We start from the raw sequence: 24,441 nt of genomic DNA, 5'->3' as shown, positions 1-24,441 counted from the left end.
TAATCACATATTCATCTTAAACTACTTGTTTATAAATAATAAAATTCTATGAAAATAGAAGTAAATAAAAGATAAATTAAAATTATTGAGGTAGGTTTGGATTATTATACAGGAACTGTTTTTGAAACTATGTTAATAGGGAATGAAAGCTATGGGTCTATTTGCTCAGGGGGAAGATATGATAATTTGGCTGAGAAATATACTACTAATGTATTGCCCGGCGTTGGCATATCAATAGGAATAACAAGATTATTCTTTGTGTTAAAAGAAATTGGGTTTATAGATAACTATAAAGTTAAGAGTAATTTAGATTATTTAATAATACCCATAGGGGATAATATGGAATACTGTGGGAAGGTAATGAAATACTTAGAAGAGAAAAACTATGCAGTAACAGTATACTTTGATGAGGATTCGTTAAAGAAAAAAATGAATTATGCTAATAAATTAGGGGCAAAAAATGTTATATTGATTGGAGAGGAAGAAGTTCTAGAAAATAAAGTTAAAGTAAAGAATATGATTTCAGGAAGTAATATGAGTTTGGATTATAAACAACTATGATAATTAGTGAAAAATACCATTTATAATAACTAGGGAGTGACTTATTATAAATATAGTTTTATAGATGCAAGCCACCATCTTAAATGATATAATACTAACTAAATATAGGTTAGATTTCAATAATCTGAATTTTAATATTGTATTATACAAATTATACACCTATGAAGATGACTAAAGAAAAATAAAGGGTTTGATATAAAGATGAAAAAAGTAGTAATTGGAATATTGGCACATGTTGATGCTGGTAAGACCACCTTATCAGAAAGTTTGCTTTATACCAGTGGTAAGATAGGAAAATTAGGAAGAGTTGATAATAAGGATGCATATTTAGATACCTATGACCTAGAGAAGGAAAGAGGTATAACTATCTTCTCCAAGCAGGCAATATTTGAATTAGAGGACATTCAAGTGACCTTACTGGATACCCCAGGCCATGTAGATTTTTCTGCAGAAATGGAGAGGACTTTGCAGGTCCTTGATTATGCTATTTTGGTAGTAAGTGGTGCAGATGGGGTGCAAGGTCATACAAAGACCTTATGGAGACTTTTAAACTTATATCAAATTCCAACTTTTATTTTTATAAATAAGATGGATCAGTTTGGAACGGATAAAGACAATTTAATAAAAGAACTGAAAAAGCAGTTAAGTGATGGATGTATTGATTTTCAGCATGGGAAAACAGAAGAGTTTTATGACCAGCTAGCCATGTGTGATGAGAAAATCATGGAAGAATTTTTAGAAACTGGACACATTGAGGACTTTGAGATAAAGAAAGCTATTAAGGATAGAAAGGTATTTCCTTGTGTTTTTGGATCTGCATTAAAATTACAAGGTGTTGAGGAATTAATGCAGTGTATTTCTCATCATGTAATAATTCCGACCTATGGGGAAACTTTTGGGGCTAAAATATTTAAGGTAACAAGAGATGAGCAGGGAAATCGCCTTACTCATTTCAAGGTTACTGGGGGAAAGCTTAAAGTAAAGGATGTTCTTTCAACCCACAGTTGGGAAGATAAGGTGAATCAAATTCGGATCTATTCAGGGCAGAAATTTGAGGCTGTAAGTGAGGTTCTAGCAGGAACTGTATGTGCAGTAACAGGGCTTAGCAAGGCCATACCTGGTGAAGGGTTAGGTATGGAGGAAGCATCAGAGGCTCCCATTCTTGAACCTGTACTAATTTATCAAATGATACTGCCAGAAGGCTGTGACCCAAGAGTTATGATTCCAAAACTTCGTCAAATTGAAGAGGAGGAACCAGAACTTCATATTTTTTGGGATGAGGAGCTACAAGAAATTCAAGTTAGAATTATGGGGGAAGTACAGATTGAAATTCTTCAGAATTTAATAGAAACTCGTTTTGGAGTTCAGGTTACCTTTCAGGATGGAGGTATTATATATAAAGAAACCATTGCTAATATTGTTGAGGGCGTAGGGCATTTTGAGCCTCTTAGGCATTATGCTGAAGTTCATCTTCTCTTAGAACCAGGTGAGAGGGGCAGCGGTCTTAGCTTTGAAAGTAAATGTAGTGAGGATATGCTAGGGAAGAGCTGGCAAAGACTTGTGTTACACCATCTTGAGGAAAAAGCACATAAGGGAGTTTTAACAGGCTCAGAAATTACCGACATGAAAATTACTTTAGTTTCTGGTAGAGCACACAACAAGCATACAGAAGGTGGGGACTTTAGAGAAGCTACTTGGCGAGCAGTTCGTCAAGGGTTAATGGAGTCCCAATCGGTTTTATTAGAACCTTATTATTCTTTTCAGTTAGAATTACCTGAGAAAATGGTGGGAAGAGCCATGACAGATATAGATAAGATGAATGGAACAAGTGAAATATCCCACTCAGATGGAGAAATGGCAGTTCTTGTGGGAAGTGGACCTGTAAGTACCATGAGGAATTATCAAAAGGAGGTAATCGCTTATACTAAAGGTAATGGCAGGCTATTTTGCAGTTTGAAAGGCTATGAACAATGCCATAACCCTGAGGAAATTATAAAAGGTATAGGTTATGACCCTGAAAGAGATTTAAGTAATACTACTAGCTCAGTATTTTGTTCCCAAGGGTCAGGATTTGTTGTTCCTTGGTATGAGGTTAAAAACTACATGCATTTAGAGAGTTATCTTCAACAAAGGGAAAACTTACTAGAACAATCATTACAAAATGGAAAAGCATATGTAGAAGAGAGTTTTATTAGTACAGAAGAAATCGACCAAATTATAAATAAAACCTTCTATGCTAATCAAGGAAGCAAGTCTGCATGGAAAAATAAAAGAACTGCAGCAGAAAGCTATTACAAACCTGTTAATGAAGTTAGTGTTACTAACCAGTATACAGTGAAAGAGAAGTACCTTCTTGTAGATGGTTATAATATTATACATGCATGGCCTGAGTTAAAAGAGCTTATGGATGAAAATATGGATGCTGCAAGAATGCAACTAATTGATATATTAAGTAATTATCAAGGTATTAAAAAGTTTAAAATTATCCTTGTCTTTGATGCTTACCGAGTTCAGGGTTACCGTGAGAATATAGAAATTTATAATAATATCCATGTTGTGTACACCAAAGAAGCACAAACCGCAGACCAGTATATTGAAAAGTTCGCCCATGATAATCATAAGAAGTACAATATAGTGGTAGCAACATCAGATGGTTTGCAGCAAATAATCGTATGGGGTGAAGGATGTACCTTGTTATCCGCTAGAGAGCTAAAGGCTGAAATTCAAGAGGCTAATGAGGCTCTTAGAGAAGAATATGGAAAAATTCAGGGAAGTAATCGGAATTATTTAGAGGATTCATTATCCCTAGAAGCAAAGCAGCAAATGAAGGATTTAATTAAAAAAGAATAGGCAATGAATGCCGATATACATACTAATGACCATCTGTGGGTAGCTAAAATAGTTACTTACAGATGGTCATTTTTTGTATGGAAATTGAACTTTATCTTTGGATTAAAAACTGTAAGGTCATAGTAAAAATGTGGTTTAAGCCATGTTTAAATCATAGTTGTTGTAGATTATTCACAAAGATTATAATACCTACTGCTTATTTTAAATGCTATAAAAAGTAAAAATGGTAAACAAGTTCTATAAAGATTATGAATAAAGGACCACCACCCACTAATAGATATAGTAGAGAAGTGTTTTACACTAAGAAACATAGCAGATAGTTTTTTAAGAGAGTTATAAAAGGGATGATGTTTCAATCGCTATAGAAAGAGGTTTTTAAATGTTTTTAAAATATTTTTTAGCTGCTATTTTACCACTTATTTTTGGAATATGTGTTTACTTATCATTGGGTGGAAATAAAACCATTAGTAATATAATCAAGGTTTCAGTACAAATGCTATTAACTAATAATATATTATCATTTTTTGTATTGACTTATAGTGAGAAAAAAATAGCTTGGAGCACTTATCAAAGTAGTTCATTAATATTAAAGTATTATATATTAAATATCTTTTTTATATTGGTAGTCAGTGGTTTAATTAGGCTTATTGAAATGAAGTTTAAGGATAAATTAGTTGTACAAAAAATTAGTAGTCTAGTAAAGGGCAGCTTGATAATTGGCATAATTCTATTCAGTGTAATCATAGCCTTTTCATCAAAGCATTATGCAGCAATTTATGATAACTTAAGTCTAGATGAGGTCTTATTTTACCTTAATTCAGGATTACAGGGTGCAAATTTATCAGTAATATATAACTTCTTTAAGGATAATGGATTATTAATGGTTAGTTCATTAATTTTTATTTCAATTCCGATTTTTATTATAAGAGAAACTTTCTCTACGGAAGAAAAAATTCAGGTAAAAAAATTAAGGGACCCTTTTTATTTAGATATTAATTCCTATAGGTTGATACTCACTTATACTATATCCATTTTTATAATTGCAACGATATTCTCGTATAAAACCCTAGGGGTAAGTGCATATTTAGGAAAACTAAATGAGTATTCAGCTTTTATTGCAGAGGAATATGTAAGTCCACGAGATGTCAAATTAAAGTTCCCAGAGAAAAAAAGAAATCTTATAGTAATATACCTAGAATCCATGGAAACAACAATGATGAGTAAGAGTAACGGAGGTGGTTGGGAATACTCTGTTATACCTGAATTAGAAAAATTAGCATTAGAAAATGTGAATTTCTCTAATACAACTAACATTGGAGGTGCTTACTCAACTGCAGGCACAACTTGGACAGTGGCGGGATTAGTAGCAACTACCTCAGGACTTCCTTTAAAGGTTCCAATAGAAAGCAATGAGTACAAAGAGGAGACTTTTTTGAGTGGCGCAATCACTCTGGGTGATATTTTAAAGGGTCAGGGATATAATTTGAAGTTTATGTTTGGGTCTGATTCCAGTTTTGGCGGGAGAAAACAATATTTTTCTAATCATGGAAAATACGATATTTTTGATTTAAATACAGCTATCGAAAGAAATTTAATGGCTCCTGAAGAAAAGGTGTTTTGGGGAATTGAGGATGGTAATTTGTTTAAATGGGCAAAGGACGAGTTATTACAATTGGCAAGGGAAGATAAGCCCTTTAATTTCAACTTGCTTACAGTAAATACACATTTTACTGATGGGTGGTTAGAAGAAGGTACACAAAACCTGTACCCAACTCAATATGAAAATGTCCATGCATACTCCTCAAAACAGGTCTCAGACTTTCTTCAATGGATACAACAACAGGATTTTTACAAAGATACCACGGTAGTTTTAATTGGGGACCATAATAGTATGCAAAGTGTTGAATATTATAAGGATAAAATTGTTAATGATAACTTTCAAAGAGTAACTTATAATGCTTTTATAAATTCTTCAGTGAAACCTGTTAAGGAAAAGCATAGAATCTTTTCTAATTTAGATATGTTTCCCACACTATTAGCTAGTATAGGTGTAGAAGTTCCGGGAAACAGATTAGGCCTGGGCACAAATTTATATTCTGAGGAAAGTACATTATTTGAAAAGTATGGAATTAGTTATGTTAATAATGAATTAAATAGAAACTCCATATTTTATAATACAAAAATATTAAAGGGTGATTATATTGAACTTATAAAAGCTGAAGATAAATAGGTATAGGCTATCTGACTTATAAAATTTCAATAAAAATCAAGATGAGTAATTGTATTTTGAGAAATGGTAGCTTTAAAGTTGATTTTTTCCTCATTGGAAAGAAACATAAGAAAGCCATGCACAAATGGAGAAATAAATTCTCAATTATGCATGGCTTTACTGCTTTTGAATTAATAAATATAGTTATCTTAGACCCATTGCTACGGAGTCATTAAGTAAAGTTAGATAATTATAGCTGAAATTTCTTTTTCCAAGATCCATTTATGAAGCGGAAAAGAAGAAGTGCAAAACGGACTACATTATCTGCTATCATGCAGATCCATACTGCATTTAAACCAAAATTAAATACAGATACACATAGGTAGGTGGATGAAATTCTTACTCCCCACATGGATAATATGGATATAAACACAGGAGTTTTAGTATCTCCTATACCATTAAAGATTCCTTCAAGTATTATCAGTGCACCAAATAGAGGCTCAGACACTGCCACAAGGCGGAGAACTGAAGCTCCATCCTTAATAACTTCAGCATCGTTTATAAAGATGGACATTATAAACTCTGGAAATAAGAATAATAGGCCACCAGTTATAGTCATTATAACAACTGCAATACCCATTATAGTTATAGAAGTTTCATGGAACTTCTTCTCATCCTTTTCCCCAAGAGCATTTCCCACTAGAGTGGAGGTAGAGGATTGCATACCATAGCCAGGGATATAAAAAGCCTCCTCTGCAGTTAGAGCAATAGAGTGGGCTGCAAAGGCTATAGTCCCTAAGCCTGTTACCAGTGAAGAGAATACCACTTGGCCTAAACATGTAATGGTACGTTCAAGAGTTACTGGTAAGCCTACGTTAACACATCTTTTCATGATTTCAGGGTGCAGTTTTATTTTTTCACCTTTAGGTGATACTAGTTTATTTTTGTAAATAGCAACGAACATTAAAACACCACTTATGCAGTAGGATATAGCTGTAGCTATAGCTGAACCAATTACACCTAGACCAGCCCCATAGGTAGGTATATTTAAACCACCAATAGATAAAGTTTGATTTCCGTAGATTAGCACAAAGTTTAGGATGATATTTGTTATGTTCATAATAAGGTTAACCCTCATAGGTGTTTTCATATCGCCAGTAGAGCGAAGTACGGCACCAAAAACTATAGTTGAAACACGGAATATCATAGGCATGCATATGATGGCAAAGTAAATTGAAGCATCCTTTTGAATCTCTGGAGCAGCTCCTAACCATTTAGGTAAAAAGGGACTTACTCCGAGGGTAATTATAGATAAAATTATGCCTAATACAAAGGTTATTATAATAGATTGAATAGCTGCTGCTTTTGCATCATCTACTTTTTTAGCTCCTATAGAGTAGGAAATGCAGGATAGCACCCCTATACCCATAGCAAAAGCAGGACTGTTTATCAGCCAGTTCACCGTAATAGTAAGCCCAACAGCAGCAGAGGCCTGAGCACCTAACTGCCCTACCATAGCCGAGCCTACATACTGCACTGCGGTTTGAAGAGCCTGTTCAGCTATAGCGGGCCAGGATAGAGCCAAGATGGCAATAATTAGTTTTTTTCTTTCAGCAATATTTTTAACCATAGTTTCCATAAAAATCTCCTTATTATTATTACCATATATTGTTATAGTCTCACATTTGATATAATAAGGGGTATAGTAACTATATAGTCAAGAGGATGGATAATAATGAGTAATAAAATATATTTATCAACAGGAGAACTAGCACAAATGCTTGGTGTTACAAAACAAACAGTAATTTATTACGATAAAATTGGATTAATTTCTCCTGTAAAACGAGGAGAAAAGGATTATAGGTATTACACTCTAGAGCAAGCAGATGAATTAGATTCAATTTTAACCTTTAGAAATCTAGGAGTACCAATAAATACCCTTAAAGAGTATTTAGCTGTGAGAAATGCTGAAGGATGTATTGAAATGCTTAAAAAACAGAAGGAAAAGGTTGATTTTGAGATTCAGAAACTAGAGAAAACAAGAAGAAAAATTGAAGGAAGGGCTAGATTACTAGAACAAGTCTTAGGGATTAATAATTTTCAGCAAGTTATATTTTCTACAGAAAATGAAGAACATTATATGGTAGAGCCCTGTATGGAGGATGATGAAAAGGTATTTATGAAGAGCTTTCTCTCCCTTTGCAATAAATCTAAGGAACTTCAAATTGACTTTGAAAATCCAGTTTGCAATATCATTACAAAGGAAGCTTTAGAGTTAGGTAGTTATAAAAGGGTAGCTTATTTTGGAATAAAAGTACCTGAGGATTTTAGAGGTCAGGTTCACAGTAAGTTTGTAAAGCCTTACGGCATTTATGCATCAACCTATCATAAGGGCTCTTATGATACCATGTATCTTTCCTATGAAAGATTAATAAAAGGTATAAGGGAACAAGGATATGAGATTTGTGGAAATGCCTATGAGGTGGATTTACTTAGCACTCTTACAAGTGTTAATAGCGATGAGTATTTAAAACTGATTTCAATACAAGTTTCCAAATAAGAAAGTATTAAGAGGAGTATAAACCGCATACCTATTAATATTCTTATATGTTTATTTTATAGTTGAGGCTGAAAATATAAAAAGTAGTAGCCTTTAAAGTGATTATCGGTTACTACTTTTTTATCTTATTAAAATTTGAGTTTTTGAAAACAGTATAATTAAATACTAGTAATGATAATCAAAATTTATTCCTCTCATTTTTCATATAAGGCTAAGATTTTGTTATTTTAGAAGTTGTAATTATCTTCGAATAAATTATTAAGTTCATTATCATTTAAGATATCTAATTCCTCAATTTCCTCGTCATTATCTGAATCTAAATCAATCATAATGCTTCTTTTTTTATTTCTTGATAACTTTCTTTGATTCTTATCATCTAAAGCCATCTTTATTAGTTTTATTGATTCTGTAGGAGTTTCACATCCACCAAGAACTACTATATTATTCTTATCATTATAAGTTATATAGGTGCTTTTATAAACTTCAAACAATTTAGATACTTCATATGGATCATATCCATCTATTTTTAAGTTAACACCTAAATAATCACAATCATATACATCTGGTTGCACAAAAACACTATTTTTTATAGCTAAATCAACTGCTGTTTTTGCATCTTTTAATCCATCATATAATTTTAGTATAAGACCTGAACCATCTGCTGTATTTATTCTAAAAGAATCTTTGTTATCAATACTACCATCAACATGAATACCAGTTATGTTGTATGATAAATCTAAACTTTCAATTACTTCATTATTTATTTCTTTGTATGTATTTCTTTTATTATTGTCTACAAACTTAACGTCATTTATTAAATTCATTATACTATTTACATCATTCCAGCATTCGATAGTATTCTTAAAGGCTAACTCATCTTCTTTTAAACTAGGTAGAATAGCTACTACATTTACCTTAGCATTTGGTAATGCCTTTTTTGCAATCTGTATAAATGTTTTTATTGAACCAGATCCTGTTCCTCCAGCCATTGTTGTAAATACTACAATGGTTTCAGTAATGGGATACTTTCTTAGTAATATTCCTATAGAGTTAGCATTATCTTTTATCATATCTCTAGCCTTATTTCTATCTCTTCCAGATCCATCTGTTCCCGGATAAATATATACATTCCTTGCTATATTGGCATTTTTTAGTGGCTTAATATCAAACAAACTACTATTTAAGAATAAACCATTGTATCTTGAGTTTTTACTTAGTAATCCATCTACTATATTTCCAGCACCTTGACCTAATGAAACTAACAACATTTTACCTTTTTCCATAACCAATCTCCCTTATCCGTATTATCTAGTAGTATTATCGAAAAAAATAGTAAAAACCTTATACTTTATAGAATTTTTAGCTAATTTTGAAAAAAAATTTTTTTTCACTTAAGTTTCACTATATTAACTCGAAAAAAGAAGGGGGGAGGAATAATTATATGGATTATAAAACTAAGTATATAGATGCAGAAAGCGCTACTCATAAAATTCAGAATAAAAAAAGAGGGGAAATATCTTACTATTCCATTGAGCAAGTTTCTGATTTGTTAAATGAAGATATCAGTAATATCAGATACTATACAAAATTATTTGATGATCTTTTAAAGATAGAAATAGTTGGCAAAGAATTGCGTTATACGAATATGGATGTTGATAAATTAGAATTTTTAATAAGACTAAAGAATAGAGGGATGTCACTTAAGGAGATCCAGGAGTATTATAACACATTACCCTTAAATGATGTTGAAGTTCAGGGGAGTGAAAGTAACTTGTTGTCTGTTGAAGAGCTTATTTGCTCAATAAAAAAGGAAAATCAAGCTCAACTTAATGAGTTTAAAGCTCAGCTAATTAATGATATGAAAAATGATAATTTATTGTACTTAGAAAAGATTATATCGACAATTCTTGAAGCTCAGAATAAAGAATTTAATCGGTTGAAAGAAAACTTAGTCAAAGAAGTCAATGAAAAATTAAATGAGAAATTTGACGAGATTAATGAGATTAATATAAATTTAAATAATAAATTTATTGATAATACTACAGAAGTTATATCTGAAAAAATAGATGCTAAAAATCATGAATTAAGAACTAATTTTCAGAAGGATTTCAATGAGTTTGTTGAATTAGCTACTACAAATAATGAACGTTTAATAAAAGAAGTTAAAGATTTTAAGAGAGTTATGCAAGAGGCATACTACACTCAGTATGATATAGCAATGGAAAGTGCTAATAATAGCTTTTTAAACAAAATTTCTGAGCTATTTAGGAGAAAGTAGCCCGAGTGGATTTGCTTATTAAAGTATAAACTTGTATAATTAATAGTCAGTTAATACATAATATAAAAACAGCTATGATGAAAGCTACGACTTTTAAATTTCTTCAGAGAGTCCATGGTTGGTGTGAATGGGCGAAAGGTAAAGTCTCTCCACTTTTAGAGCTGTCGGTGATGAATCGAAAGGTTAGTACCCTTTATCCTACTTATCGAGTGGCTGATTTATTTAGTATTTCAGCAATTTGGGTGGCAACGCGGGTTACTTCCGTCCCATTTATATGTGGGATGGAAGTTTTTTGTTTATAATTTTATAATATCAAATCTTATTTTAGCAACACTTTGGAAGCTTAAAATATGGTATTTTCTTTAAAAGGTAGTTGCCCAGCTTAGGTAAACTGCTTTGGTGTAACAGTGCATGTTTTCTTAGTGAAAACAGGTTTTCAAAGTTGTTAAACAAAATAAATTTATTCATTACTTAATCAGGAGGGAAAAATATGTTAGATTTAAGATTTGTAAGAGAAAATCCAGAAATAGTTAAGCAAAACATGATAAATAAGTTTCAGCACAATAAGCTTAGCTTAGTAGATGAGGTAATTGCATTAGATGTAGAGCTTAGAAGTGCAAAGCAAGAAGCAGAGGCTTTAAGGGCTGGAAGAAATAAAATTTCCAAGGAAATAGGAAAACTAATGGCTCAAGGGAAAAGAGAAGAAGCCGAGGAAATGAAGAAGAAGGTTAATGAAGATGCACAGAATTTAGTCCAGCTAGAAGCAAAAGAAGTTGAGCTAGATAAAAAAGTTAAGGAAATTTTGATGGCAATTCCAAATATAATTCATCCAAGTGTTCCTATTGGCAAGGATGATAGTGAGAATGTGGAAGTTCAGCGCTATGGAGAACCTGCTGTACCTAATTTTGAAATTCCATATCATACAGAAATTATGGAAAAGTTAAATGGTTTAGATTTAGATAGTGCTAGAAAGGTTGCTGGTAGTGGTTTTTACTACTTTATGGGTAACATTGCAAGGCTTCATTCAGCTGTAATTACCTATGCAAGAGACTTTATGATAGATAGAGGATTTACTTATTGTATACCTCCTTTTATGATTCGTAGTGAAATTGCAACTGGAGTAATGAGCTTTGCTGAAATGGATGCCATGATGTATAAAATTGAAGGTGAAGATTTATACTTAATTGGAACCAGTGAACATTCTATGATTGGTAAGTTTATTGATACAATTCTACCAGAAGGTTCTTTGCCACAAACCTTAACTAGTTACTCTCCTTGCTTTAGAAAAGAGAAGGGTGCTCATGGGCTTGAAGAAAGAGGAGTTTATAGAATTCACCAATTTGAAAAGCAAGAAATGATTGTCGTATGTAAGCCGGAAGAAAGTATGGCATGGTATGATAAAATGTGGCAGGATACAGTAGACTTGTTCCGTTCATTAGATATACCAGTTAGAACTTTGGAATGCTGTTCTGGAGACTTAGCAGACTTAAAGGTGAAATCAGTAGATGTAGAAGCTTGGTCACCAAGACAACAAAAGTATTTTGAAGTTGGAAGCTGTTCTAATTTAGGAGATGCACAGGCACGTCGCTTAAAAATCCGTGTGGACGGTGAAAATGGAAAATATCATCCACATACTCTAAACAATACAGTGGTAGCACCACCAAGAATGTTAATTGCATTTTTAGAGAACAACCTAAATGAAGATGGGACAGTTAATATTCCAGCTGCATTACAACCATATATGGGTGGTCTTAAAGTAATAAAATAATTAGTTTCATTAATTATGAATAAAATTATAGATAACCATAGTGCAAAGGTGAAAGCCAAGTTGCACTATGGTTATTTTTATTCCTAACAATATTTTAAGCTATTACAGAGGTGTGGATAAAAGTGATTTTTCATAACAATTCCTGTCTTAAGATAACTATCTTATAAGAATGATACCCATTGCTAGAGTTTAGTAAATTTAAACAGGAGCTAATACCGTAAGGGTTTTAATACTATAAAATAGTTGTTGATTATTCAATAAATTAGAAGTTGAAGTTTTTAGATTGTGTATTTTATAAGGGCTTTTTATGAAAAATGGAGGAGCTGCAGTAAAAAATTTAGTATTACAATATTCCCTAAGTTTTAAATACAAAAGTACAAGCATATTATTAGTTACCTAAGTTTTGTACAAACAAAAACTTAGTAGTTTCCATATTATAGTTTCCAAAAAATAAATAATGGATAATACCAAGCCTTGAAGTATAATTTTCTTGTCACAGAAAAATTAAGAAAGGCAGGTATTATCCCTATGAACAATATTACCTTTACTCAAGACAACTGTAAAGAAGAAACTACTTCCACTTGGTTAATTTCAGTTATGCAGTTTGGTTTGAAATTTAATATCTTTAAGCCATTCGAGGATTTCAGGCTTAAAATGAAAGAAGTTAAATACACTGTATATCAAAAACTCATTACAACAATAATGTCTATTATTGTTGGTTGCGAAACCACTAAAGATATCAATGAAAAACTAGGTTTAGAAAAGCTTTCTATGAATATGTTTGGTATGGATATAACCCCAGATCAATCACAAATTAATGAGTTAATTAGGCGATTTGATGAGGATAGTATAAATCAATTTCAAGATATTCATAATAAACTCTTTCTGGAGCATAGCAATTCAATTCACTCGCATTCGCGAGTAGTCGTAGACTGTGATCAAACAGGATTAATTGCTAATGGAAAGAACTTTAAACTTGCAGAAAAAGGTTATTTTCCTAAAAAGAAAAATCAACGTGGATATCAGCTATCCGCTGCCTTTACAGGCGAAGCCTCTGAAACAGTTGCAATGTTTTTAGATTCAGGAAATACCCATTGTTCTGACCACTTCGATGATTTACTGAAAGCTATTTTGTGTAAGTATAAAGAGCATCTTTATACAGGAAATTTAATTCTAAGAACTGACAGTGGTTTTGGTTCTGTAGAAAATATTGAAAAGTTAAATTCAATTGATGATTTAAAGTTTCTTACTAAAGCATACTCTACTGTAACTGCGAAGAATATTGCTAAAGAAGTAGATTACTCAGAATACATCCAAGCTGACGAAGCTGCATGGGTTTATGAACTTCCTGAGAACAACGGCATTAGAAATATTATAGTTCAAACTCTATCCTCAAAAGGTAAACTAAAATATTCTATGCTCGTAACTAATATAAATAGCAAGGATATGAATGCAGTAGAAATATTTCACTTTTATAATAAACGCCAAACCATAGAAGCATTTTTTAAAATGGCTAAAAATGTATACCATATAAAAAACCTTAGAACAAAAGAGTTCTATGGAATTTATGGATTCTTATGGCTAGTATTTATAACTCATAATCTAGTAAGTTGGTTTAAATCTTTAATTCTATATGATACAGAACTCGAAAATATAGGGGTAAGAGTTCTCGTTAAGCGTATTGGCAATATTAGAGGATTTGTTGAAAGAACTTCCGAAGGAATTAAAGTAAATATTCCTCCAATAACGAAGCTATCAAAATTAATAGCTGACGCACTTTGTAGTCCTAGGTATATTCAATTAGCCTTAGATATTTGAGATTAAAACCAAAGTTTATACCATGTAATTTAATACAAAATTGGAAGTTATAATTTAGCTTTTTTTAGTATTGCCTTTTTTAAGTTTTCATTATTTTTCCACAAGGCTCCGCCTAAAAGATTGGAATTCAAAGGAATATTGTGGTTAAAAATAACAGGTAACATCATACAAATATAAATTTTATATTTGTACGAAATCTAGGTAATTAGTTATTATTTTTTATAAATTGTATTTTTGATGAAGGGTATGAGTATATGTGAAAGAATTTAGTATAAAAAAGCTTTTTAAAAGCAAGATCACTGGCAACGTTATTATTGTAGTAGCTTCAATTGTATTAGTATATATGATAATCTCATTGTACTTTGCTAAACACTTCTTTTTTAATATTATAATAAATGGAGTGGATGTATCGCTAAAACCACAGAGCAATGCAAATGATAAAATTATAAATTATATTAAGGATTATAAGCTTCAATTAATTGAAAGAAATGGGGAAATTGAAGAAATATCAGCTCAGGATATAGAAATGAGCTACAATGAAAAAAACAGCATTTATAGAGCCTACCAAAATAATAATTCTTTTAAGTGGATAATTTCTTTAGTAAAAAAACAAGAATATTATATAGAAGATCTATTTACTTATAATAAGGATATTTTAGAAAATAAAATAGGTGAATTAGCTTGCTTAAATAAAGATATAATAGAGCCTAAAAATGCAAGTTTTAGTTATTCCAGTGGCTCTTATGAAGTTGTTGAAGAGGTATACGGTAATAAGGTAAATAAAGAAAATCTGATTAAAGCTATAGAAGAGAGTATATTAAAAGGAGAGGCTAAGCTAGATTTAAACCAAAGTAGCTGTTATGAAAATCCAAAGTATACCATGAACTCTGATAAAACTATTGAAGCAAGAGAGTTATTAAATAAATATATAAAGACAAAAATTACTTATATCTTTGGAACCCAAACTGAGACTTTAGATGAAAATACAATAAATCAATGGCTTAATGTTAATGAAAGTTTAGAGGTAGTAGTAGATGAAAAGGAGGCCTTTGAATACGTGCTAGGACTTAGCAAGAAGTATGATACTGTTGGTAGAGGAAGAAATCTTAAAACCTCCACGGGGAAAACCTTAGAGGTGAAAGGTGGTTTCTATGGATGGAAAATTGATTGCTCTGCAGAAACTAAAGAACTACTTCAGAATATAAAAAATGGAGACACTTTGGAAAAGGAGCCCATATATACTCAAAAAGCTATAACAAGAGGGGAAAATGATATAGGAAATACCTATGTAGAAATTAATATAACAAGACAGCATTTATGGTTTTATAAAAATGGGAAGCTTATAACTCAAGGGTCTGTAGTTACGGGAAATCCTAATAGAGGAAATTCAACTAAACTAGGAATATATATGCTTAACTATAAGGAAAAAGGTTCAACTTTAAGAGGTCATGACTATGAAGCTGAAGTTACTTACTGGATGCCCTTTAATGGAAATATAGGAATTCATGATGCTAGTTGGAGATACTCCTTTGGGGGGCAAATATATAAAAACAATGGAACTCATGGCTGTGTTAATGCTCCTATTTATTTAGCTAAAACAATCTATGAAAACATAGAACCTGGAACACCTGTTATTTGTTATGAAGAATAAAAGTATATTTTAGAACAATAAGATAAAAATCCAGCGGTTATTTATTAAAATAAATAACTTAAATCATTCTCAACCTAGACATATAAATAAAACTAACATTAAATAATCTGGTGTATAATACCTAAAAAGCCAAGCATATAAAAGAGCCATGGATAAATATAGGGCTAAGCTCTATATCATCCATGGCTTTATGAATATGAAATTAACAAAGGGTAGAAGGACAACAGCCTTTAATCAATATGAATTTAATAAATATTTCCTTTGACATAGTTACTTACTTTAATTAGAGTAAGTCTTCAATAAATTCCTTTAAGGAATATCTCATATGTTCATCTCTTCCAATAGTAGTATCAGCACAAATTAAGGAGTTTAAAATAGCTTCTTCCACACTTTCAGCAGCAGCCTTAAAAATCCAATCTATTTTGTTGTCACTTAAAACCTTCATGTCACAGATAGCTTTTTCTTCATAATGGTCAATCTTATTAGCAGTAGTAAATCCAATAACAATGTCCCCACTACCATTTCCAATAAAGGAGCCTGTTCTTGAAAGGCCCACTACTGCACGTTTACAAATCCTTTTGAGTTGTCTTTCGCTAAGAGGTATATCTGTGGCTAGAAGTATAATAATAGAGCCTTTATCTCCTTCTCCACTTTTTTTAGAAAGCAAGGATTTAATTTTCTCACCAGCTTTTATGCCATTTATAAGAAGCTCTTCACCTATACCAAAGTTTGAAAGTACAAGGCTTCCAAGCGTATAATTTTCATTATCAAGAGGCACAATTCTAGAGGAAGTTCCTATACCGCCCTTAAGTCCAAGGCAGCACATACCAGTGCCAGCACCTACAGAGCCCTCTTCAAATTCTATATCAGCATTTTTTATGGCGCCTAGTACATGAGTTTTTTCAACTTTTCTATTTCTTATACTATTTAAGTATCCATCATTACATTCACAAACAATAGGATTTATAGTGCCAGTTGTAGTTCCTATATCCTGATTTTGTTCTAACATATAGTCTAAAACCCCATCAAAAGCTGTTCCAATACTTAATGTATTAGTCAGAACTATAGGGCTTTCGATGGTCCCAAGCTCATCCACTTGAATTAAACCAATAGATTTTCCAAAACCATTTATAACATAGCTAGCTGCCATGACCTTATTTTTGAAGATGTTTCCGTCATGAGGAAGAACAGCAGTTACTCCAGTTTTAAGTTCACCATCATTAAGAGTAACATGTCCAACTTTCACTCCTGCTACATCTGTAATAGAATTTAATTTTCCTGTGCTCATTCTCCCGATAGATATGTCATAATCTCTAATTCTTTTTTGATTTTTCATAACAATCCCACCAATACATAGTAATATACTTATATTGTACCACTATAGTGTATGCTGGAGTAAAGCTTTATTCATAGCCATGGATGGGGTATTAAGAGTAGTGTAAAAAATTCACAGGACAAAGTGAGATAATGTGAAAATTTCACATAGACTAGAGTGAAAATTATTAATAAGGAAATAGTAGATCAGCATTATGTGGAATATAATGTAATTAACAACACTTTATATGAAGAATAGATTTCTGTAAAGGTTGAATCTTATTAAATTATAGGAGGGATTTTGGCATGTATGAGTACAAATATGTGAAATGTGATATGGGCGGGTTTTTTACTGGGGATAACCATCAGGAAATTATTAATGAATTTGCAAAACAGGGATGGAGACTTGTTCAAATACTACCTTTATATTATAGCTTAGAGGGAAGAGGTAAGGACTTTGAAATTATATTTGAAAGAGAAATTAAGTAGAAGGAACTTTTTAATCTGGTAATATAGTGCAAATTTTCAAATAGTATTTAGCTGGGGTAAAAGTGATACGAATATAAAGTTAATATCATAAACGAGAAAGGCAAAGCTACTGAAAAGTAGTGACGCAAAGCTGTGGGCCTAAGGTTAATACTATGGTTGCCAAGCTACCGAATTCTCCTTTGGAAGAGAATTCTAATAATTAAGAAGGGGGTGGTATGATGTTTAGGAAAAAGAACTTATTTAATTTAATACTAATAGTATCATTTTTAACCGCAGTATTTAACCCTAATACATCTTTAGACCTAATTTTAGGGAAGAATGATGGCTCTACTGCAACTTCTCAAGTAGTTAAAGAAGAGACACTTTTAGGTAAAAAGAATGTAAATCAATCTCTTGGAACTTGGTTATGGAATACCAGTGAAATTTATACCTCTACGGATAAGGTTGTGAGTTTCGTAAAGAAAGAAAAGATAACAGAGTTATATCTTCAAATTGATAAAGATATGGATTTTAGCTATTACAAGGATTTCATAAGTGAGTTAAATTGGTTAGGAGTATCAGTATATGCATTAGCCGGGGCACCTAATTATATCAACGAAGAAGGAAAAGCTTCTTTGGAAAGTTTTTTTGTCTGGGTTGAGAAGTACCAAAACGCCGTATCAAGTGAACAAAAGTTTAAAGGTATTCATTTTGATGTGGAGCCCTACATATTGAGTCAATGGAACAGTGAACAAACTTCAACAATAGGTAAGTATAAAAACTTTGTGAAGTCTGCAAATGAGAAAGCTAAAGCTCTTAGTATGCCAGTTGTATTCGATATCCCATTTTGGTTTGATGAAATGCCATCCTATGGTGAAGGTGAAAACTTAGCTGATTTTGTAATTAAAAACTCTGATGGAGTCAATATAATGGCTTATAGAGAGCAGGGTTCAGTGATAGTTGAAATCGTTAAAAATGAGTTAGCTTACGGAGCTAAGAGTGGTAAAAGGGTTATAGTTGGGGTTGAAACAAATAAAAGTAGTGAAGTTGAAACTGTGACCTTTTATGAAGAAGGCAGGAGCTATATGAACAAGCAGTTAGAAATAGTTAAGAGAAAGCTTGGAAGTAAGCCAGCCTTCAGCGGCTTTGCTATTCATGATTATAATGGATGGAAAGGTTTAAGACCATAAACTATTAAAAGGTCTGTGTAGTTTCTTAGGATTTAAAATAATAATCCGAAGAAAAACACAGACTTTTTATTATCTTATTATATTTATTATGTTTTCTTTTCTAGTGGGAGCAGTTGCTTCCATTGCTTTATAACCAAAGGCACCAGCGCTATAGGTATTATACTCTGCTGGTATTCCTAGCTCTTGTTTTAGGGATTTTCCTTCTTCGGTAGAGAAAAGTTGAGTTACTGCATGAATCCAGCAAGAACCTATGTTAAGAGATTCTGCGGCAAGAAACATGTTTTCTAAGGCTAAGGCACAATCTATTTCAGGAGTTATGGCCTTTGGATCTCCAGAAATAATTATAAAAGTAGGAGCATTATAAAATACACTAAAACTATCAGATTTAGCTCTTTCTGCAAAGGTTGAATTTCCTGATTTTTGCATCATTTCCCTGCAACTTCTATTGATTTTATCTAGTAAATCTTTGTTCTGAACTACTGTGATATGCCAAGGTTGCTCATTTATTGCAGTTGGAGCATAAATGCCACCCTCAAGGATTGTTTGAAGCTCTTCTTCTTTGATTTGCTCTGGTTTATAGGCTCTTATACTTCTTCTATTTAATATGGTTTTCATGGTTTCATTCATAGTACATACCTCCAAATATAGATTTCATTTATAGTATGAACTATTAATCATTATTTATTAGAGTAGAGTTTAATAAGTTAAAAGTGAATTAATTATGTTAAATTATCGGAAAAGCATAAGAAAGATAGTGGATATTATGTAATAATATAGTGTAGTAACTATACAACTTAGGGAAGCGGGGGGATTAGATTGTACTCATAAACATTTGATCAAATGAAAGATTACATAACTAGTATAGAGGTAAAACCATCAGAGGAATTAATGATTTTAGTGGGAGAAAATTCATCACAGCATATTGAAGAATTTTCAAAGTAAATTGAAGTATCCTGTAGAGGGAGCTTTATCTATAGGAGAAATATCTTCACAAAAAAATGGAGAGTTAGTTATACACAATAAGTCTACAATATTAGGACTATTAAGTGAGTAAACTTAAAATTTCAAATTATATCTATATTTAACAGATCACTAACTAAGAGTTATAATTTTATGAAAATATAATAAAAATTTCATTCTAAAATACTTTTGGTGGAGTATAATAAAAATTAGCAAGGAAATTGTGCCTTGCTAATTTTTATTTTTAGTTAAGAAATTCAAATTGAATAGGAACTTCCTTTGTGAAATATAAATTTCAGATAGAATTAGGGGTGAGTTAATTGAACAACTATATAGAAGTGAAAAATATTAAAAAGCACTACCAGATGGGAGAAGTTAAAATAAAAGCTCTAGATGGAGTAGACTTTTCTATTAAAAAGGGAGAATTTGTAGTTGTAGCAGGACCTAGCGGTGCAGGGAAGAGTACAGTACTGAATATCTTAGGAGGAATGGATAACCTAAGTAGTGGGGAAATAACTGTAGATGGCAAAGATATTAGTAGGTATAATTTAAAGCAGTTAACTACCTATAGAAGGCAGGATATAGGCTTTGTTTTTCAGTTTTATAACTTAGTACAAAACCTTACTGCTATAGAGAACATTGAACTTGCAACTCAAATCTCCGAAAATCCCCTTGATCCAGAAAAGGTACTAGAACAAGTAGGATTAAAGGAAAGGCGAAATAACTTTCCAGCTCAGTTATCGGGAGGGGAGCAACAAAGGGTAGCTATAGCAAGGGCATTAGCTAAGAATCCCAAGCTTCTTCTTTGTGATGAACCAACAGGGGCCCTAGATTATAATACAGGAAAAGCTATTTTAAAACTTCTTCAAGATACTTGTAGAGAAATGAGGATGACAGTAATTGTTATTACTCATAACCTAGCCATTACTCCTATGGCAGATAAGGTTATTAAGGTTAAGAATGGAAAAGTTCATAGCATTGATATAAATGAAAATCCTGTTCCAGTGGAAAGGATTGAGTGGTAATTATGAAGAATGCCTTATTAAAAGATACCTTTAGAGAAATAAAGGGGAGCTTTAGCAGATTTCTTTCCATTTTTTTAATTGTAGCTTTAGGGGTAGCCTTTTTTGCAGGAATAAAGGCTACAAGTCCAGATATGAAAATTACAGCAGACAAGTATTTTGATGATTATAAGCTTATGGATATAAGACTCCTTTCTACCTTAGGCTTTACAGATAAAGATGTAGAAGCTTTAAAGGATGTAGATAAGGTAGAGGGAATTTTCCCAACCTATTCTATGGATACTTTAGTTAAGGTGGAAGATAGGGAATTGGTTGTAAAGGCTATTGGTATGCCCCTAGACAAAATAAATAGTAATGATAGTTCATATATAAATAGAACTAGATTAATTGAGGGAAGATACCCTGAAAGTTCTAATGAGTGCTTAGTTGAAAAGGGTAGAATATTAACTGCTAATATAAAGATGGGAGAGAAGATTAATCTTTATTCTGGCACAGAAAAGCCTATTGATGATAGCTTGAAGACCAGTGAATTTACCATTGTTGGTGTGGTGGAAACCCCTTATTATATTACCTTCGAAAGGGGAACAACTTCTATAGGTAATGGTAAGGTAAACAGTTTTGTGATGATTCCTCAGGAAGCCTTTAAAATCCCTGCGTATACAGAGGTTTTTCTTACTGTGGAGGATACCTCTAAGCTTCAAACCTATGATGATGAATATATGGAAATTATAAAACCTGTAAAGGAAAAGTTAGAGGCTTTGGGAAAAGACAGAGCAGCTCTACGCTATGAAGATATAACTTCAGAAGCTAGAAAGGAATTAGATAAGAGTAAGAAGGAACTTCAAGAAGGGGAAGAAAAACAAAAGAGTGAGCTTTTAGCTGCCTATAATAAACTTCAGGACGGAAAAAGAAAAGTTGAAGAAGGGGAAGTAAGCTTAAAAAATGAAATAGCTAAGTTTAATAAAACTATTAAAAGTGGGGAAGAAGAGCTAGCTAAGGGGTACAAAAATTTAGCCGAGGGAGAGCGGCAATATAAGGAGCAGCTTCAAGCATTTAGTGAAGGAAAGGCTATAGCAGAAAGAGAATTCCCTTTAGCAGAAGAAAAGCTTAAAAAAGCAGAAGGAGAAATTAAGGTTAATGAAGCAAAGATTAACCAATTAAAATTTCTTCTTAACAGTGGAGCTATACTAGAAGGTAATAAAAAAGAAGTAGAAGCTGAAATTTTAGCTGGAGAAAAAGCTCTTTCTGAGGCGAAGGTTCAGCTTGAACAAGGAAAAAAAGAACTTCAGGCTAAAAGGATAGAGCTCTCTCAAGGGGAGATAAAACTTGCTGAAGGAAGAAAGACACTAGATGCTTCTAAGATTAAGTTAGATAGTGAGAATAAAAAACTTCAACAGGGAAAGAAAACTGCACAAAATGAATTTGCAGCAGCTCGTAAAAAACTTGAGGACTCTAAAGTGGAGCTTCAAAAGGGGCAGGAAGAATATGAAAAAGGTAAAAGAGAATCAGACAATAAAATTGCTGAAGGCTATGAAAAGATTGCAAAGGCAGAAAAAGAAATAAATGATATAAAAAAGCCACAGTGGTATATTCTAGATAGAAACACTAATTTAGGGTTTGCGGAATATGAGTCAGCAGCAGACAGAATTGATGCTATATCTCAAGTGTTTCCAGTGTTTTTCTTTCTTATAGCGGCATTAGTTTGTCTTACTACTATGACAAGAATGGTAGATGATGACAGAATTCATATTGGAACCTTAAAGGCACTAGGTTATGGGAAATTAGCAATAGCTTCAAAGTATCTTATTTATGCCATAACAGCGAGTCTTGGAGGAAGTATTTTAGGATTTTTAGTAGGGTTTAAAGTATTCCCTACAGTAATATTCAATGCCTATAGGATTATGTATACCTTACCAGATGTGATGACGGAGTTTAATGTAACTTATGCTGTTGTAGCCACATTGTTTGCAGTACTTACAACAACTACTGCTACTTGGATGGCGTGTTATAAGGAACTTAAAGTAGAACCAGCAAGTCTTATGAGACCAAAAGCTCCAAAGGCAGGGAAGAGAATTTTTCTTGAAAGACTTACCTTCATATGGTCTAGGTTGAATTTCACTCAAAAAGTTACAGCAAGAAATTTAGTTAGATATAAAAAACGTTTCTTTATGACTGTCCTTGGCATTGGAGGATGTACAGCTCTTTTGCTTGCAGGTTTTGGGTTAAAGGATTCTATTATAGGAATTGCTACAAAGCAGTTTGACGAATTATATCAATATGATATGTCACTAGAACTTAAGGAAGAAGTGGAGTCCTCTCAAGCTAAAAACTTTGGAGATGAAGCATTAAATAATCCTAAGATCTCTGAGTTTATGTTTATTAGAGAAGATAATGTAGATGTAGGCAAGGATGGTACCGAGAAAGCTGCTACTTTAATTGTGCCAGAGAATTTTGAAGATATGAAGGCGTTTGTTAAGCTAAGAAACCGAGTGGATAAAAGTGATATCCCATTTAACGAAGATAGTGTAGTCATTAATGAAAAGCTATCTAAGCTTTTAAATGTTAAGGTTGGGGATGAAATATATATTAAAAGAGGTGAAACTGAAAAAGTTAACGTGAAGGTAAGTGGAATAACAGAAAACTATGTATTCCATTATATCTATATGTCACCTAAGGTATATGAACAGTTATATGGAGAAAAGTTAAAGTTTAAGCAGGTGTTAGGAAAAATTACAGATACTTCAGAGGTTGTTCAAAGTGATTTATCTACTGAGCTCCTTAAAAATGATAAGATTACTTCTGTAGGATTTATAACAAATACTAGTAAGAACTTTGAAGAAACCATAGGAAGCCTTAATTATGTGGTGCTTGTATTAATCATTTCCGCTGGTGCCTTAGCCTTCGTTGTACTTTATAATCTTACTAATATTAATGTAACTGAAAGGCTTAGAGAGATTGCCACTATAAAGGTACTAGGGTTTTATGATAGAGAGGTATCTAGCTATGTTTATAGAGAAAATATAATCTTAACCTTAATAGGTACTAGCTTTGGATTACTCCTTGGTATTCTGTTTCACAGGTTTATAGTTAGTACTGCAGAAATAGAATTTATGATGTTTGGGAGAACAATTAAAGGCCTAAGCTATGTTTACTCGGCAATTCTTACACTAATATTTTCTGGATTGGTAAACTTTGTAATGTACTTCAAGTTAAAAACAATAGACATGATAGAGTCTTTAAAGTCTGTAGATTAGTATAGATTTCTATGTTTAATTTATTTTCATGTTTTAACTGAATTGTATAAGACTAATAAAAACTTATTGTACTATGACATATTAGGAAAAATGGAACTAGGAGTAAAATACCTAGTTCCATTTTTAATGTAAAGAAACTTAATATAGTTAAATTAAATTTATTTGGGGGCACTTTTAAAACTTAGGATTTAAGTTAATCTTGATAGCTAGAAAGTGTATTGTCAACTGATTGCATAGCACTTTCTACTGCATTAAGAGTACCTTCAATTTTTTCTCTGTTTTGTGATTTTTCAACAGATTGTAAAGCTTGGTTTAAGCATTGTGATGCACTTTGAAGATGGTTTTGTACATCTTGAACATGTTGTTTTGCATTTTTTCCTTGATTGCTTCCTTGATTGTTTTGCATGGGAATCATCCTCCTAGAAGTTTTTATTTAAGAAATTAAGGTTAAATATTAAACTTAATTTCCCATTAGGTATTGCTAGCAATGTTCATTAAGTATTTTAATCATATTTCACAAATTAAAACTATAAGTGCA

Annotated in this window: 16 protein-coding genes, 1 pseudogene, 1 riboswitch and 1 other annotated feature; of the genes and pseudogenes, 12 read left to right on the top strand and 5 right to left on the bottom strand. The window is 32.1% G+C overall.

All coding sequences use genetic code 11. The features are described from left to right. Nucleotides 1-75: 75 nt before the first annotated feature. From J2Z44_RS16420 to J2Z44_RS16410, 3 genes and pseudogenes are all read left to right on the top strand, one after another. Nucleotides 76-561, top strand: a pseudogene (locus J2Z44_RS16420) (His/Gly/Thr/Pro-type tRNA ligase C-terminal domain-containing protein); the annotation flags it as partial. A 201-nt stretch (nucleotides 562-762) separates the two neighbouring features. After that, complete coding sequence (locus J2Z44_RS16415) at nucleotides 763-3,411, top strand: translation factor GTPase family protein (RefSeq protein ID WP_209649822.1); 2,649 nt, start codon at nucleotides 763-765, stop codon at nucleotides 3,409-3,411. A gap of 379 nt (nucleotides 3,412-3,790) precedes the next feature. Then, nucleotides 3,791-5,641 (top strand): LTA synthase family protein, encoded by a 1,851-nt coding sequence (locus J2Z44_RS16410; protein ID WP_209649819.1) that lies wholly within the window; start codon nucleotides 3,791-3,793, stop codon nucleotides 5,639-5,641. 229 nt (nucleotides 5,642-5,870) lie between these two features. On the opposite strand, the gene J2Z44_RS16405 is transcribed toward J2Z44_RS16410, so the two are convergent. Further along, complete coding sequence (locus tag J2Z44_RS16405; protein ID WP_021284164.1) at nucleotides 5,871-7,259, bottom strand: MATE family efflux transporter; 1,389 nt, start codon at nucleotides 7,257-7,259, stop codon at nucleotides 5,871-5,873. Between the two features lie 96 nt (nucleotides 7,260-7,355). Between J2Z44_RS16405 and J2Z44_RS16400 the strand changes: the two genes are divergently transcribed. Continuing rightward, nucleotides 7,356-8,180: a MerR family transcriptional regulator gene (locus J2Z44_RS16400; protein WP_021284165.1), complete on the top strand. Its 825-nt coding sequence runs from the start codon at nucleotides 7,356-7,358 to the stop codon at nucleotides 8,178-8,180. A 227-nt stretch (nucleotides 8,181-8,407) separates the two neighbouring features. Here the strand turns inward: J2Z44_RS16400 and J2Z44_RS16395 are convergent, their stop codons facing one another. Continuing rightward, a complete protein-coding gene (locus J2Z44_RS16395) occupies nucleotides 8,408-9,463 on the bottom strand; it encodes an FtsZ/tubulin family protein (protein ID WP_021284166.1) in 1,056 nt (351 codons plus the stop codon). A gap of 158 nt (nucleotides 9,464-9,621) precedes the next feature. On the opposite strand from J2Z44_RS16395, the gene J2Z44_RS16390 reads away from it, so the two are divergent. From J2Z44_RS16390 to J2Z44_RS16375, 4 genes are all read left to right on the top strand, one after another. After that, entirely contained in the window at nucleotides 9,622-10,458 is an 837-nt protein-coding gene (locus tag J2Z44_RS16390; protein WP_021284167.1) for a helix-turn-helix domain-containing protein, read from the top strand. A 65-nt stretch (nucleotides 10,459-10,523) separates the two neighbouring features. Further along, nucleotides 10,524-10,730 (top strand) — a binding site (T-box leader). Between the two features lie 218 nt (nucleotides 10,731-10,948). After that, nucleotides 10,949-12,226, top strand: a complete 1,278-nt coding sequence (gene serS, locus J2Z44_RS16385) for a serine--tRNA ligase (protein ID WP_021284168.1) — start codon at nucleotides 10,949-10,951, stop codon at nucleotides 12,224-12,226. A 528-nt stretch (nucleotides 12,227-12,754) separates the two neighbouring features. Beyond that, entirely contained in the window at nucleotides 12,755-14,044 is a 1,290-nt protein-coding gene (locus J2Z44_RS16380; protein ID WP_021284169.1) for a transposase, read from the top strand. Between the two features lie 256 nt (nucleotides 14,045-14,300). Then, nucleotides 14,301-15,695: a L,D-transpeptidase family protein gene (locus J2Z44_RS16375; protein WP_021284170.1), complete on the top strand. Its 1,395-nt coding sequence runs from the start codon at nucleotides 14,301-14,303 to the stop codon at nucleotides 15,693-15,695. A gap of 283 nt (nucleotides 15,696-15,978) precedes the next feature. Here J2Z44_RS16375 and J2Z44_RS16370 read toward each other — a convergent pair whose 3' ends face one another. Next, nucleotides 15,979-17,031: a DmpA family aminopeptidase gene (locus tag J2Z44_RS16370; protein WP_021284171.1), complete on the bottom strand. Its 1,053-nt coding sequence runs from the start codon at nucleotides 17,029-17,031 to the stop codon at nucleotides 15,979-15,981. Nucleotides 17,032-17,315: 284 nt separating this feature from the next. Between J2Z44_RS16370 and J2Z44_RS16365 the strand changes: the two genes are divergently transcribed. Both J2Z44_RS16365 and J2Z44_RS16360 read left to right on the top strand, forming a co-directional pair. Beyond that, complete coding sequence (locus tag J2Z44_RS16365) at nucleotides 17,316-17,498, top strand: DUF4177 domain-containing protein (protein WP_021284172.1); 183 nt, start codon at nucleotides 17,316-17,318, stop codon at nucleotides 17,496-17,498. An 89-nt stretch (nucleotides 17,499-17,587) separates the two neighbouring features. Further along, nucleotides 17,588-17,670: riboswitch (cyclic di-GMP riboswitch) on the top strand. Nucleotides 17,671-17,716: 46 nt separating this feature from the next. Further along, nucleotides 17,717-18,667, top strand: coding sequence for a hypothetical protein (locus tag J2Z44_RS16360; protein ID WP_021284173.1), 951 nt, complete (start codon nucleotides 17,717-17,719; stop codon nucleotides 18,665-18,667). Nucleotides 18,668-18,736: 69 nt separating this feature from the next. Here J2Z44_RS16360 and J2Z44_RS16355 read toward each other — a convergent pair whose 3' ends face one another. Next, on the bottom strand, nucleotides 18,737-19,294 hold the full coding sequence (locus J2Z44_RS16355; protein ID WP_021284174.1) for a nitroreductase: 558 nt from the start codon (nucleotides 19,292-19,294) through the stop codon (nucleotides 18,737-18,739). Nucleotides 19,295-19,947: 653 nt separating this feature from the next. Here J2Z44_RS16355 and J2Z44_RS16350 point away from each other — a divergent pair. Then, nucleotides 19,948-20,652, top strand: a complete 705-nt coding sequence (locus tag J2Z44_RS16350) for an ABC transporter ATP-binding protein (protein WP_021284177.1) — start codon at nucleotides 19,948-19,950, stop codon at nucleotides 20,650-20,652. A 2-nt stretch (nucleotides 20,653-20,654) separates the two neighbouring features. Beyond that, nucleotides 20,655-23,903, top strand: coding sequence for an FtsX-like permease family protein (locus tag J2Z44_RS16345; RefSeq protein ID WP_021284178.1), 3,249 nt, complete (start codon nucleotides 20,655-20,657; stop codon nucleotides 23,901-23,903). Between the two features lie 193 nt (nucleotides 23,904-24,096). On the opposite strand, the gene J2Z44_RS16340 is transcribed toward J2Z44_RS16345, so the two are convergent. Further along, a complete protein-coding gene (locus J2Z44_RS16340; protein WP_021284179.1) occupies nucleotides 24,097-24,309 on the bottom strand; it encodes a hypothetical protein in 213 nt (70 codons plus the stop codon). Nucleotides 24,310-24,441: the final 132 nt, after the last annotated feature.

Origin of the sequence: Clostridium punense, from assembly GCF_017874425.1 — a bacterium.
Lineage (GTDB): Bacteria > Bacillota > Clostridia > Clostridiales > Clostridiaceae > Clostridium_J > Clostridium_J punense.
The sequence above is the reverse complement of the archived record's forward strand: the minus strand, read 5'-3'. Positions and strand labels throughout refer to the sequence as shown.